Raw genomic sequence first — 13,547 nt, 5'->3', positions numbered from 1 at the left:
TAGAAACCGGCGAGGCCAGGTAACAGATTTCTAGGCTGTCAATTCGATGTGGTGCGCGCCGCCGACACTGGCGTAGCGGTCCGGGCTACAGGTCAACACGATGACCTGTCCGTCTCCACCGACGGCGTCGAACACTGCGCCCATCTTGGTCAGCCGGTCCGGATCGGTGAAACCGAGCGCATCGTCGATGATGACCGGCACGCTGTCCTCCTTGGCCACCATCGTGGCACCGGCCAGCCGCGCGACGATGGCCAACTGCTCCTTGGCGCCGCCGGACAGCGATTCGTACGGGACCGTCCGACCGGACACCGTGCGGGTCCTGATGTTGAGATCGCTGTCGACGTCGACCTCGAAATCCTCACCGAACACCAGCCGGCCCAGCCGCTGCACCTCGAGGCGAAACGGATCGGCGTACCGCTGTCTGGTGGCGTCACGATGGCGGGCCATCACCGACCTCAGCGTCTCGGCCGCGCGGGCCCGGCGGTGCACCCGTAGGTACTCGGCGCGTGCGTGCTCGCGTTCGGTCTCGGCGGCATCCAGATGCCCCTTGCGGCCCTGGGTGCCGTACACCTTGAGTTGGGCGGCCAACTCCCGCAAACCCTCGACCGCGGTCTCGTGACGGGTGTCCAGCAGTTGCGCGCGGCGCGCCGCCTCGTCGAGCGCGGCCTTCACCGAATTCGGTTCGGTCGCCGACAATTCGGTCCGCAACGTGGTGACCCGGCCCGCAGTGGCAGCGGCCTCCTCGTCGGCGGCCTGGGCCTGCACGGCCAACTCGTCGTCAGCCGTCTGCGCGCGCTGGATTTCCAGCCGGCCACCGGCCACCGTCAACTCCGCCTGCGCCGTGGTGAGCTTGTCGCGCAGCACGCTGCAGCGGGTCGACTTCTCCGACAGCTTCTTGGCCGCCGCGGCGATCACCTTGCGACTGGTCTCACTGTCGGCCACCGCCCGACGGTGCGCCCCCACCGCGGCCTCGAGTTCAGTTCGGGCAGCGGCGATATCGGTGGGACCGGCCAGCTCGAACAACCCGGCTTCATCGGGCTGGTCCGCCCGCAACTGGGTCAGCCGTGACCGCAGATCCTCCAACGAATCATCGCCCGTGAGCGCATCCACCGTGGCGCGCAACCGATCCCGGCTGCTGAGCAGCTCCCGTCGACGGGCGTCGAGGATACGCGCGGCATCCACATGCTCGACCCCGGCCGCGGCCAGCGCGGCCGCCAATGCGTTCTGCGCCTCGTCCAGGCGGGCCTGTGTCTGCGCGGCGGGGGTGCCCGGCACCACGCGCACTGTGAGCACTCCGGGCACGTCGATCTCGGTGTCAGCGGTGGTGTTGACCGACCACGGCAGGCCCGCCTCCAGGGCCACCTGCGCCTCGTCCACCCGGACAGCGCAATCGGCGACCGCCACGAGTTCGATTCGCGCCGAGGCGAGTTCAGCCTGCCCCGCAGCCCGGTCCACCGCCACCGCCGCGGCCTCGACGGCCCGCATGCCGGCGTCGTCGAGGGTGATCTCGGCGAGTTCGCGCTCGACCCGGTCGAGTTCACGAACACCGGCGTCGATCTTGCTCAGCCGGGTCGCCAGCCGATCGGCCTCGTCACGGTCGGTCATCCGGGTGAGCGTGGTGCGGGCCGTGTCCACCCGGGCTTCGTGCTCCTGCGCAGCCACCCGAGCTTCTTCGGCGGCGACCTCGGCGGCCTCGTGAACCTCACGGGCCGTGGCAGTTTCGCCGTCGGCCACGGTCAACGCGGCCTGTAGTTCGGTGATGGTGGCGGCGCGCTCGTCGAGCTCGCCGCGCAGACGTCGTCGTTCGGTGAGCGCGGCTGCCGATGCAGCCTGTGCCACCCGGGCCGCCTCGGCGACCACCTCGGCTTCCTTGAGCCGCTGGAGCAGCGCGGCAACCTCGTCGGCAGCCTTGCGGGCCGCCGCCAGACCGGCCTGGGCCTGTTCGCGTTGACCGGCGACACCGGTGACTTCGGCGCTGAGTTCGGCATGCCGGCGCACCGCGTCGTCGACCTCGGCCACGGCGGCCGCACACTGCGCCACCTCGCCTTCGGCGACGGCGAGCCGCTTGGTCACGGCCGCCCACTCACCGGTCGCCCTGCCGGTGGCGGTGAAGTAGCGCAGGTACTCCGCGTCGATCCGCTCGATCAGCAGCGGCTCGTCCCCAGACAGCGCGACCGCCTCGCCTGCGGCCACGTCCAGTGCCCGGGCCAGGGCATCCGATCCCGACAGATCCACCGGTGCGGTCGAGCTGGACTGCAGCACCCGCTGGGCCTGCCACAGGTTGGTGTCGACGGTCTCGGCGAGCATGCCCAGCACCCGCTCGTGGGCTTCGTCGCCGCTGAGCTGCTCGCGCACCGGCGCCAGCACCGTCAACTGGGTCTCGGCACGCTTGTGAAAGCGCTTGCGGTACATGAACCGGTAAGGGCCGGTGGAGATTTCGGCCATCACCTCGGCGCCGACGTCGGCGTGCGTCGGCTTGACCTGCTTGACTTCCTTCTTGCCCGAGCGGTCCTTGGCCTCCAGGAGCAGGTCCAGCGCCTCGATCATCGACGACTTGCCGATCTCGTTGGCGCCGCTGACGACCACCACACCGTGATCGGGGAATTCGATCTCGCGGTGGGTGACGCCGCGGTAGTTGGTCAGGACCAGGCGGTGCAGTTTCATGCCGCACTCCCCCGCTCGACCAGACGCAGCAACAGCCCCAACGCGGCCCTTGCGTCGTCGGCCCCGACGCCCTCGGTGCGGGCAGTGGCCACCAGCTCGTCCACCGCGGCAGCGGCGAACCCGCCGATGCCCAAGTCATCGAACTCACCGTCGGCGGGCAGCACCGCGATCTCGGTATGCCGCTCCCACAACGTGAGCGCGGCGAACAGCCGGGCGTAGCGGTCCAGGCAGGCATCCAGTGCGGCCTTGTCCGTCACCGTCAGGGAACCTGTCAAAGCCAGCCGCACCACCGTGCGTTCCTTGTCCTGCAACAGATCCAGGTTCAGATCCAGGTCGGCGATGTCGCGGTCGGTGTCCACCTCGCGGCGGAGCGTGACGAACCGCCACCGGCCCACCCGTTCGGAATCGACCCGGACGCCGCGGTGCGGATCGGTCTCGTCGATCTCGACCAGCAGCACATGCCCGGGATCGGATTCGATGTCATCGTAGTTCGTCACCTCGGGTGAGCCCGAGTACCAGACCCGGCCGGTCGATCCGACCTCGGTGCGGGAGTGCTTGTCCCCCAATGCCACATAGTGGACCGCGCCGCGCGCCAGGGCGTCCTCGACGGCAGACATCCGGATCAGCGACGGCTTGTCCTTGTCCGGATCGAGGATGTCGACGCCGCCGTGGCCGACCACCACGCGGGTGACACCGTCGGCGGGCAGATCGGCCAGTACGTCCCCGATCAGATCCGAGGTGGGCGCCTTGGACCGCCACGGCGCCGCCACGATCTCCAGCCCCGGGCGCACCTCGTGCACGCCCGCACGGTCGAGGACCACGACGTTGTCCGGGCATTCCGCGGTGAACAGCGCGCTGGTGTAGACCGACGCGGCATCGAGCGGGTCATGGTTGCCCGGCAGCAGATACACCGGGACGCCGATGGCGCGCATGGCCTCCAGTGACAGGCTGACCTCCCGCGGGGCCAACTGGTTGTGCTCGAAGACGTCCCCGGACACCACGACGAACTCCGCACCCGAGGCCGCGGCCACCGGCCCCAGGGCCGCGACGGCCTCCCGGCGCGATGCCGAGTAGCGGGGCTGCGCCTCACCGTCACCGGCACTGAGGAAATGACGGATCATGCCGAGTTGCCAGTCGGCGGTGTGCAGAAAACGCATCGGCCCCGTCCCTTCTGTGTCCGTTTCCCGCGGGTTCAACAGGGAAGCAAGCCGAGTCTAAAACCGGGGGCCGACAAGTCCGGGGACCTGCAACGGCATGGCCCGGTTTGCCTCTACCGTATGAGGAATGGCTGATCCGGTTGGTCCGAACAGAACCCTGCTGCTGATGCGCCACGCCAAGTCGGACTATCCCGACGGGGTGGCCGACCACGACCGGCCGCTCGCCGCCCGCGGTATCAGAGAGGCTGCGCTGGCCGGAGACTGGATCCGGGCCAACTTCGCGGCGGTGGACGCGGTGTTGTGCTCGACGGCCACCCGGACCCGTCAGACGTTGGAGCGCACCGGCATCGAGGCGCCCGTGCAGTTCGCCGAGCGCATCTACGACGCCCGGCCCGGCACCGTCATCGACGAGATCAACAGTGTGTCGTCACGTTTCGGCACGGACCCGTCCACAGTGCTCGTCATCGGCCACGAGCCCGCCATGTCCGCGGTCGCACTCGGGCTGGCCGACGGATCCAACCGCAGCGCGGCGGAGAGCATTTCGCTGAAGTTTCCGACCTCGGCGATCGCCATGCTGCGCACCAGCGAGCCGTGGGACCAGCTCGCGCTGGGCGGCGCGACGCTGGTGCGATTCCACGTGCCTCGCTAGGAGTTGGTGGCCAGTGTCAGTTCCATGAGCTTGATGGCCATCGGGCAGGCATCGATGCCCGGTCCCTGCGGATTGACCCACCAGCCGACCACGCCGGCCGCGTCGCTGGCCACGCCGCACGCGCCGTTGAGCCCGTTGGGCCTCATGATGATCGAATCGACACCGGCGATCCGACGTTGCTCGATCGCGTACTGCAGCTTCTCGGCGGTCTGACGCTCGTTGGCCAGGCTGCCCTGCTCGTACCAGAACCGGGTGATGTCGACCAGGCCGGCCGGGTTGGCCGCCTGCCAGCGGCACACCGCACCCACGAAGGTGCTCTGGATGTCCAGCGGGTCGGCACCCACCGTCTTGGCCAGGATGTCCGTGGTCAGGACGTCACATTCCTTGAGCAGGTTGGGATAGGTCTTCTCGGACTTGTTGTTGCTCGGGCCGCCGCCGGACCCCTCCTTGGCCGCCGTGCCGTCCACCGTGGTGGTGCACCCGGTCAGCCCGACGAACACCGCCAGCGCGGCAGTGAACCCGGCGACCCCACGCTTGATGCTCATTTGGAATTCACAATCGACTGGCGGGTCAGCTCCTTGGCGACCTCACACGGATCGGGGTAGGGCTTCTGATCGAAGCTCACAGACCACTCGATGAAATCGTCGTCGAACTGGATGCCGATCTCACACAGGTTCACGTCACCGGCCTTGAGCGGGTTCTCCCCGATGGCGATGAAGCCGCCGTGTCCCTCGATGTTGATGTCCTCCACGCTGGTCCGCGACAGCTCCTCGGTCTTGCGCTCCCGGCCGATCGGACTGCCCCGGAACCAGGTGAAGGAGAAGTGCGGTCCCAGGATGCTGCCGCCCTGCAGCCACTGGCAGCCAGAGGAATTGGTCGCGGTGTTGACCAGCCCCTGCACCTGGGTCAACTCGGTCACCGTCTGATCGGTGACGCCGCCACAGTGCGGAAAATGCGGGCCGTGCTTGCCCGAACCATCGGCACTGGGCGTCTCGGTCTGCGGAACCTGCGGAGACGCGGGCTCGCCGGACGAGCAACCTGCGAATACCGGAACCATTGCAGCAGCCAATACCGCAAAGGCTCTGGCATGGGCGAATCGTGCCTTGTTGGCCGTGCGGACAGTCACGCCATGCACTGTAGCGGCAACACCTATGTCCTATCCGGACATAGGTACTGACCTGGACTTTCATCGATGTGGACACGACGACCTCGGGAAACGTCCGACACCGGGCCGGTGTGCGAGAGTAGCCAGATGCTCTGGGCGCTGCTGCGACAGTATGCGCGGCCGTACCGGCGGCTGCTCGCGGTCGTCGCGACGCTTCAGGTGATCAGCACCCTGGCCTCGCTGTACCTGCCGACGGTCAACGCGGCCATCATCGACGACGGAGTGGCCAAGGGCGACGCGCAGCGCATCGTCGAACTCGGCGGCGTGATGCTCGGTGTCACCGGTCTGCAGGTGGCGTGCGCCATCGGGGCGGTGTTCTTCGGGTCGCGCGCGGCCATGAGCTTCGGCCGCGACCTTCGCTCGGCGGTCTTCCACCACGTGACCACGTTCTCGGCCGAGGAGACCGCCCGGTTCGGCACGCCGTCACTGCTGACCCGCACCACCAACGACGTCGGCCAGATCCAGCAGCTGCTGCAGATGACCGCCACGATTCTGATCACCGCCCCGATCATGTCGGTGGGCGGAATCCTGATGGCGCTGCACCAGGACGCCGGCCTGTCCTGGCTGCTGCTGGTCAGCGTTCCGGTTCTGGCGCTGGCCAACTACTGGGTCATCACCCACCTGATGCCGATCTTCCGTCGCATGCAACGGTTGATCGACGGGATCAACCGGGTGATGCGCGATCAGCTGTCCGGCATCCGCGTCATCCGCGCCTTCGCCCGCGAACCCGTCGAACAACGCCGGTTCGCACAAGCCAACCAGGCTCTGTCGGCCACCGCCCTGGAGGCCGGGCGGTGGCAGGCGCTGATGCTGCCGGCGACCACCCTGGTGATCAACATCTCCAGCGTCGCACTGATCTGGTTCGGCGGGCTGCGCATCGACGCCGGGCACATGCAGGTGGGCTCACTGATCGCGTTCCTGGCCTATTTCATGCAGATTCTGATGGCCGTGCTGATGGTGGCCGTCCTGGCGGTGATGCTCCCGCGGGCTTCGGTGTGTGCCGAGCGCGTCACCGGTGTGCTGGCCACCCGGCCCCAGATCACCAGCCCCCCCGACCCAGTGCGCCCGGCGTCCGTTGCCGGCGAGATCGTCTTCGACGACGCATCGTTCAGCTATCCCGGCGCCGATCGTCCCGTGCTGCAGCAGGTTGCGTTGCGCGTGCCGCGAGGCACCACGACCGCGGTGGTGGGCTCCACGGGCTCGGGTAAGTCCACCCTGCTGGCCATGATCTGCCGGTTCTACGACGTCAGCTCCGGCGCGGTCCGCGTCGACGGCATCGACGTGCGAGAACTCGACCTCGAACAGCTGTGGGCGTCGATCGGCCTGGTCCCCCAGCGCGGCTTCCTGTTCTCCGGCACCATCGCCGAGAATCTGCGTTACGGCGCCGCCCCGGGACAGGAACTCACCGACGAACACATGTGGGAGGCACTGCGGATCGCGGCGGCCGACGACTTCGTGGCAGCCCACCCCGAAGGGCTGGAACGCCCGGTGGCCCAGGGCGGTATCAATTTCTCGGGCGGGCAGCGGCAACGGCTCGCGATCGCCCGTGCGGTGATCCGCAGGCCCGCGATCTACCTGTTCGACGACGCGTTCTCGGCCCTCGACGTGCACACCGACGCCCGGGTACGTACCGCCTTACGCGAGGTTTCCGCCGGCGCCACCGTGGTGATCGTGTCGCAGCGGATCTCGACGGTGATCGAGGCCGACCAGGTGGTCGTGGTCGAGGACGGCCGCGTCGTCGGCACCGGCACCCATGAGTCGCTGCTCGCCGACTGCCCCACCTATGCCGAGTTCGCCGCGTCGCAGGCGGTCACCGCCGGAGACCCGCGATGACCGGGCCCGTGCTGCGCCGCAGCGGCACGCCGGCAGCGCCGGTCGAGCGCACCCGCGACTTCCGCGGATCGGCCCTGCGACTGGTCAGACGCCTGGTGCCGCAACGCGGTCTGGCGATCTCGGTGATGCTGCTCGGCGTGGCCGGGATCGCCATCGGGGTGATCGGCCCGCGAATTCTCGGGCACGCCACCGACCTGCTGTTCAACGGCGTGATCGGGCGGGAACTGCCGGCCGGCCTGACCAAGGACCAGGCCGTCGAGGCCGCCCGGGCCCGTGGGGACACCAGGTTCGCCGACCTGCTGTCCGGGATGAACGTGGTCCCCGGCCACGGGGTGGACTTCGCGGCGGTGGCCCGCACGCTGGCGCTCGCACTGGGCTTGTATCTGCTTGCCGCCGTGCTGGTTTGGCTGCAGGCCCGGCTGCTCAACGTCACGGTGCAACGCACCATGGTCGCGCTGCGGGCCGAGGTGGAGGACAAACTGCACCGACTTCCGCTGTCCTACTTCGATTCCCGCCAGCGCGGCGAGGTGCTCAGCCGGGTCACCAACGACATCGACAACATCCAGACCTCGGTGTCGATGACCATCAGCCAACTGCTGACCTCGGTGCTGACGGTGTTCGCGGTGCTGGTGATGATGCTGACCATCTCGCCGCTGCTGGCGCTGCTGACCGTCGTCACCGTGCCACTGTCGCTGTGGGTGATCCGCTGGATCACCCGCCGGTCGCAGCCGTTGTTCGTCGCGCAGTGGCGCAACACCGGCCGGCTCGCGGCCCACATCGAGGAGACCTACAGCGGCTTCACCATCGTCAAGACGTTCGGGCACCGGGAGGCCGCACAGCGACGCTTCGACGAGCTCAACGAGGAGGTCTACCGGTCCAGCATCGGGGCGCAGTTCTTCTCGGGCCTGGTCGGCCCGGCGACGATGTTCATCGGCAACCTCAGCTACGTGGCCGTTGCCGTGGTGGGCGGCCTGCAGGTGGCCGGAGGACAGATCACCCTCGGCAGTATCCAGGCGTTCATCCAGTACGTGCGGCAGTTCAACCAGCCGCTGGGCCAGATGGCCGGGATGTACAACACCCTGCAGTCCGGGATCGCCAGTGCCGAACGTGTTTTCGACCTGCTGGACGCCGACGAACAGTCCCCGGAGCCGGCCGAAGCACTCCGGATCCGCGCCGGCCGTGTCGAATTCGACCGGGTGAACTTCGGGTACCTGCCGGACACCCCGGTGATCGAGGACCTGTCGCTGGTCGCCGAGGCGGGCAGCACCGTGGCCATCGTCGGCCCCACCGGTGCGGGAAAGACCACGTGCGTGAACCTGCTGATGCGGTTCTACGACGTCGACTCCGGGCGGATCCTGATCGACGGCGTGGACATCTCGACGGTGAGCCGCGAGTCACTGCGGTCCTCGATCGGCATGGTGCTGCAGGACACCTGGCTCTTCGGCGGCACCATCTACGACAACATCGCCTACGGCCGACCGGATGCAACCGAGGACGAGGTGCTCGAAGCGGCCAGGGCCGCGTATGTGGACCGGTTCGTGCACACTCTGCCGGACGGATATGCCACCCGGGTCGACGACGACGGCGGCGCCATCAGCGCCGGCGAGAAGCAGCTGATCACCATCGCGCGGGCGGTGCTGGCAAGACCCCGGGTACTCGTGCTCGACGAGGCGACCAGCGCGGTGGACACCCGGACCGAACTGATGATCCAGCACGCGATGGCCGAGTTGCGCCGGGACCGGACCAGTTTCATCATCGCCCACCGGCTTTCGACGATCCGCGATGCCGATCTGATCCTGGTGATGGATGCCGGCCGGATCGTCGAACGCGGTACCCACGAGGAGCTGGTGTCGCGGCACGGGCGGTACTGGGAGATGACGCAGGTTTAGCGTCCAGCGCGCCGAAACTACGGGTTTTGACGTGAAGTGGGTGAAAATTCGCCATAAACCGTAGTCTCGGCGGGATTTAGGGATTTGGGGCAGCTCAGCCATTACAAATTGTAGTGTCGATGTAATGACGACCAGTACCGTGCACACGTTCTGCCGGTACTGCCTGGCGTCCTGCGGCCTGGAGGTGACAGTCGAGGACAACCGGGTGCTCAAGATCGCCCCCGACAAACTCAACCCGCACACCTGGGGCGATTTCTGCGCGAAGGGCCGTACCGCCGGTCAGGCGGTGGAGCATCCGCGGCGGATCGTGGCGCCGATGCGACGGGTCGGTGACAGCTATGTCGAAGCGACCTGGGACGAGGCGATCACTGACATCGCAGCGCGGATGAACCGGATCATCGAGACCGGGGGCCCGGACGCGGTGGCCGCCTACTACGGCAACCCGGCCGGTTATTCGTCGTCGAACCTGGTGTTCATGAACGCCTGGCTCGACGCCATCGGCACACACAACCGGTACGCGGTCGGGTCGGTGGACCAGAACGCGCTGCACGTGGTGGCCGAGGCGATGTACGGATCACCACTGATGGTCCCGGTGTCCGACGTCGACAACTGCGACTACTTTCTGATCGTCGGGGCCAATCCAGCTGTGAGCGCCTGGAATTGGGTGGAATCGGTGCCGGGCGGCTGGCGTCGCGCGCTGGCCCGCCAGAAGCAGGGTGCACGCATCGTCGTGGTCGACCCGATCCGCACCGAGAGCGCGCAGGCCGCCGATCTGCATCTGGCGGTACGCCCGGGCCAGGACTGGGCGTTGCTGCTGGCGATGGTCAAGGTGATCCTCGACGAGGGCCGCGAGCACCGTGGCGACTGCGCCGAACTGGCCACCGGGGTGGCCGATCTGCGCGCGCTGACCGCCGAAGCCGACCTCGACGACCTCGCCGCGCGCTGCGACATCGCCCGTGACGTGATCGAACAGGTGGCCCGCGAATTCGCCTCGGCGCCAGGGGCGATGGCCATCACCCGCACCGGGGTGTCGCTGCATGCCGCGGGCACGGTGGCCGAATGGCTGGGACATGTACTCAACCTGATCACCGGGCGGATGGACCGTCCCGGTGGGCGCCGCTTCGAGCCGGGCTATGTCGACACCCTGCGACTGGCCGGGCTGGCAGCGACCCACCCGCACACCAGCCGGCTGGCCCGGCGGGATCTGGTGGCCGGCGCGCACGCACTGGCCGAACTGCCCGACGAGATCACCACCCCGGGCCGCGGCCAGATCCGGGCCTTGCTGATCAACTCGGGTAACCCGGTGATCTCCGGGCCCGACGGGGCCAAGCTCGACGAGGCCCTGGCCTCATTGGACCTGCTGGTGGCGATCGATCTGGTGCAGCGCGAGAGCCACCGGCACGCGCACTGGCTGCTGCCCGCCGTGCACTGGCTGGAACGTGACGATCTGCTGGCCTTCACCAGTGGCATGCACGACGAGCCCTATGTGCAGTACGGCGTGAAGGCCGTCGAACCGCCGGACGGCGCCCGCGAAGAGTGGCAGGTGTTCACCGATCTGGCGTTGGCGATGCGCCGTCCGCTGTTCGGCGCCAAGGGACTCAACAGTTTCGTCCGCGCCACCCGCTGGCTGGCGGGTCGCACCGGGAGGCCCGGGTTGTCGTTCGGGCCGCACTGGATCGACCGCCTGATCATCCTCACCTCGCGGAAGTTCGACGGGCACAAGCTCACCTGGCGCGAGCTCACGGCACACCCGCACGGCCTGGTGCTCGGCCCCCGGCAGTTCGGCCGGTTCCGTGAGGCGTTGCGGACGCCGGATCACAAGGTCCAGGCGGCTCCCGGCCAGTTCGTGGCTCGGGCGCGCGACCTGCTCGCGACACCCGATCCCGGGGCGCCCGAAGGCTTCCCGTTCCTGCTCGGCAACCGGCGCCGACGGCATTCGATGAACTCATGGCTCAACGAGCTGCCGGGCCTGCATCCGGCAGGCAAAGGAAACGAGGTACTCGTTCATCCCGATGACGCCGCAACTCTGGGCATCGCGGCCGGAGACCGGGTCCGGGTTTTCTCACCGGTCGGGCGGCTGGAGGTGACGGCGGCGCTCAGCGACCGGCCCCGCCGCGGCGTCGTGGTGCTCGACCATGGCTGGGGCTCACGGGTGTTCGACCCGCGCCATGGCGGCACACCGGATTCCTACGGGGTCAACCGCAACCTGCTGGCCGACCGCGCATCGATCGATCCACTCTCCCAGACCTCGACGCTGGGCTCGGTGTACGTCGGGATCGAGCGGGTCTAGGCGCCGGGACCTTCGGTACGCAGATCGTCGACCGCCTTCATCGCGTCGCGCAGCTTGTCCAGCCACTCCTCGGTGTGCTGACCCACCAGGCGCACCGACCAGGCCAGCGCGTCCGAGCGCGAGCGTGCCACGCCCGCGTCGACCAGGGTGTCGAGCACCTGCCGTTCGGGCTGCTTGAGCCGGGTCATCACCGGTACGGCGATGTGGGTGAACAGGATTCGCTCGACATCGTCACCGCTGCTGATTTCCACGCCCCAGGACACTTTGCGGTCGAACCGGCCCTGCGCCTCGTCGGCGATGCGCATGCGCTCGCCACGAGTCTCCTCGCGGAACCGCGCGGCCCGCCCGGAGGCCCGTGCCGCGGTCTCCTCTTCGGAGCTCTCGGGGAGCCTGCCGATGACGGTGATCTCTTCACGGTCGACGATCACGGTCGGATCGCCGGTGAACCAGCTGTCGGGCAGACGGCCGGCGAACCACTCGGCGGCCTCATCCGCGGACCGGCGGTGGTGTTGATGTTTGTTCATGATTACATGATTACACCGTTACATCCCTGATGGGACGGCGTTCACCACCGGCGAACGTTGTTTTTCGCCGCTGAGCGATCAGTTGCGCTTGAGCAGCAGCGCTGCGCCGCCGGCGAGCACCAGAGCAACCAGCAGCAGCCCCGCCCAGCCCGGACCGGCGATCCACCACACGGCGCCCAGCACGATGATCGCCGGCGACACCGCGAACAGCACCATGCCGGGGTGCTGCTTCAAGACCGCGAGCGCGCCCTGGGCGCGGATCGGGTCGATTTCCTTTGCCATGGCACCAGAATGCCAGCTGACCGCCGGTTAGGAAGGCAGCAGCAGAATCTTGCAGTGTTTGTCGGGTTGCCGGAGTTCATCGAAGGCCTCGGTGGCCGCATCAAGCGGCAAGGTCGCCGTGACGAACGGCGCCACATCCACCGTGCCGGTGACGATCCAGTCCAAAGCTTTGGCGAACTCGTCGGGCCGGTAGGCGAACACGAAACGGATCGACAGTTCCTTGGTGATGCCGATCATCGGCGTGATGGTGTCCGGTTGCATGCACACCCCGACCACCACGACCCGGCTGTGCGGGGGCACCGACTCCATCACGGTCGCGAGAATTCCTGGTACGCCGACACATTCGAAAACCACGGTATTGGCCCGTGACGGCGCGTCCATCAGCGGCGACATGGGTAGCGCCGGGCCCGCCAGCCCGGCCCAGCTCTGGTAGGGACTGCTCACCGCCGGGTCGACGACCACGTCGGCACCGACCTGCTCGGCCAGGGCCCGGCGCCCGGGCGAGAAATCCGCCGCGACGACCGGCCCCACCCCCGCCGCCTTGAGGCACGCGATCACCGACAGCCCCACCGGGCCGCAGCCGACGACCAGGACGGCGTCACCGGGCTGCAGGTCTGCGGCGGCGACGGCGTGCACGCCTACCGCCAACGGCTCGGCAACTGCCGCATAGCGCAGGGGGATGTCCCCCGATACCGGCAGCAACCGCTTCTCCTGCAGAACAAGGCGTTCGGCCAGCCCGCCCGTCACCGCCGGGGACAGCCCCACCAACTGCGGCCCGTCGCCGGTGTCCAGGTAGGGAACGGAGGTGACCGGCGTCCCGATCGGGAGGGAGCGCTCAGTGCCCGGGCCGTAGTCGAGCAGTTCACCGACGAACTCGTGCCCGAGCACCATGGGCGGCACCAGATCCGGCATCGCGGCCTGCGACTCGATCAGATGCAGGTCGGAACCGCAGATCCCGCAGGCCAGCGGGGCGACGAGCACCTGGCCGGGCCCGGGAACAGGGTCGGCGACCCTCTCAACGTGCACCGAACCACGCTGCGCGACAACGGCTTTCATAAAACATCGAACCTCTCGCGGACATCCTGGGCGGAGAT

At 68.3% G+C, this 13,547-nt stretch carries 11 protein-coding genes; 4 read left to right on the top strand and 7 right to left on the bottom strand.

What is annotated here, in order from left to right; all coding sequences use genetic code 11:
- Positions 1 to 30 precede the first annotated feature (30 nt).
- Together ACNQR1_RS12495 and ACNQR1_RS12490 are read right to left on the bottom strand one after the other, a co-directional pair.
- Complete coding sequence (locus tag ACNQR1_RS12495) at positions 31 to 2,664, bottom strand: AAA family ATPase (protein WP_418046392.1); 2,634 nt, start codon at positions 2,662 to 2,664, stop codon at positions 31 to 33.
- Positions 2,661 to 3,821 carry a metallophosphoesterase family protein gene (locus tag ACNQR1_RS12490; RefSeq protein WP_418046390.1) on the bottom strand — a complete coding sequence of 387 codons (1,161 nt, stop codon included), beginning with the start codon at positions 3,819 to 3,821 and terminating at the stop codon, positions 2,661 to 2,663. The genes ACNQR1_RS12495 and ACNQR1_RS12490 overlap by 4 nt, the downstream gene beginning before the upstream one ends.
- A 127-nt stretch (positions 3,822 to 3,948) precedes the next feature.
- Here ACNQR1_RS12490 and ACNQR1_RS12485 point away from each other — a divergent pair, with 127 nt between their 5' ends.
- Complete coding sequence (locus tag ACNQR1_RS12485) at positions 3,949 to 4,470, top strand: SixA phosphatase family protein (protein WP_418046388.1); 522 nt, start codon at positions 3,949 to 3,951, stop codon at positions 4,468 to 4,470.
- Here ACNQR1_RS12485 and ACNQR1_RS12480 read toward each other — a convergent pair.
- Both ACNQR1_RS12480 and ACNQR1_RS12475 read right to left on the bottom strand, forming a co-directional pair.
- Complete coding sequence (locus ACNQR1_RS12480) at positions 4,467 to 5,015, bottom strand: DUF3558 domain-containing protein (protein WP_418046386.1); 549 nt, start codon at positions 5,013 to 5,015, stop codon at positions 4,467 to 4,469. The genes ACNQR1_RS12485 and ACNQR1_RS12480 overlap by 4 nt on opposite strands.
- On the bottom strand, positions 5,012 to 5,605 hold the full coding sequence (locus tag ACNQR1_RS12475; protein WP_418046384.1) for a DUF3558 domain-containing protein: 594 nt from the start codon (positions 5,603 to 5,605) through the stop codon (positions 5,012 to 5,014). The genes ACNQR1_RS12480 and ACNQR1_RS12475 overlap by 4 nt, the downstream gene beginning before the upstream one ends.
- A gap of 117 nt (positions 5,606 to 5,722) precedes the next feature.
- On the opposite strand from ACNQR1_RS12475, the gene ACNQR1_RS12470 reads away from it, so the two are divergent.
- From ACNQR1_RS12470 to ACNQR1_RS12460, 3 genes are all read left to right on the top strand, one after another.
- Positions 5,723 to 7,468 (top strand): ABC transporter ATP-binding protein, encoded by a 1,746-nt coding sequence (locus tag ACNQR1_RS12470; protein WP_418046382.1) that lies wholly within the window; start codon positions 5,723 to 5,725, stop codon positions 7,466 to 7,468.
- A complete protein-coding gene (locus ACNQR1_RS12465; protein ID WP_418046380.1) occupies positions 7,465 to 9,357 on the top strand; it encodes an ABC transporter ATP-binding protein in 1,893 nt (630 codons plus the stop codon). The genes ACNQR1_RS12470 and ACNQR1_RS12465 overlap by 4 nt, the downstream gene beginning before the upstream one ends.
- A 124-nt stretch (positions 9,358 to 9,481) precedes the next feature.
- The gene (locus ACNQR1_RS12460) at positions 9,482 to 11,647 is read left to right on the top strand and encodes a molybdopterin-containing oxidoreductase family protein (RefSeq protein ID WP_418046378.1); all 2,166 of its coding nucleotides are present in this window, start codon (positions 9,482 to 9,484) and stop codon (positions 11,645 to 11,647) included.
- Here ACNQR1_RS12460 and ACNQR1_RS12455 read toward each other — a convergent pair.
- The 3 genes from ACNQR1_RS12455 to ACNQR1_RS12445 all read right to left on the bottom strand — a co-directional run bounded on the left by ACNQR1_RS12455 (position 11,644) and on the right by ACNQR1_RS12445 (position 13,479).
- Complete coding sequence (locus ACNQR1_RS12455) at positions 11,644 to 12,171, bottom strand: hypothetical protein (protein ID WP_418046376.1); 528 nt, start codon at positions 12,169 to 12,171, stop codon at positions 11,644 to 11,646. The genes ACNQR1_RS12460 and ACNQR1_RS12455 overlap by 4 nt on opposite strands.
- A gap of 78 nt (positions 12,172 to 12,249) precedes the next feature.
- Positions 12,250 to 12,453 (bottom strand): hypothetical protein, encoded by a 204-nt coding sequence (locus ACNQR1_RS12450; protein ID WP_211155380.1) that lies wholly within the window; start codon positions 12,451 to 12,453, stop codon positions 12,250 to 12,252.
- A 27-nt stretch (positions 12,454 to 12,480) separates the two neighbouring features.
- On the bottom strand, positions 12,481 to 13,479 hold the full coding sequence (locus tag ACNQR1_RS12445) for a zinc-binding dehydrogenase (protein ID WP_418046373.1): 999 nt from the start codon (positions 13,477 to 13,479) through the stop codon (positions 12,481 to 12,483).
- Between the last annotated feature and the right edge of the window lie 68 nt (positions 13,480 to 13,547).

The organism is Mycobacterium sp. 48b, from assembly GCF_048282725.1.
In the GTDB taxonomy this organism is placed as follows: Bacteria; Actinomycetota; Actinomycetes; order Mycobacteriales; family Mycobacteriaceae; genus Mycobacterium.
This window is presented reverse-complemented; position numbering and strand designations above follow the sequence as displayed.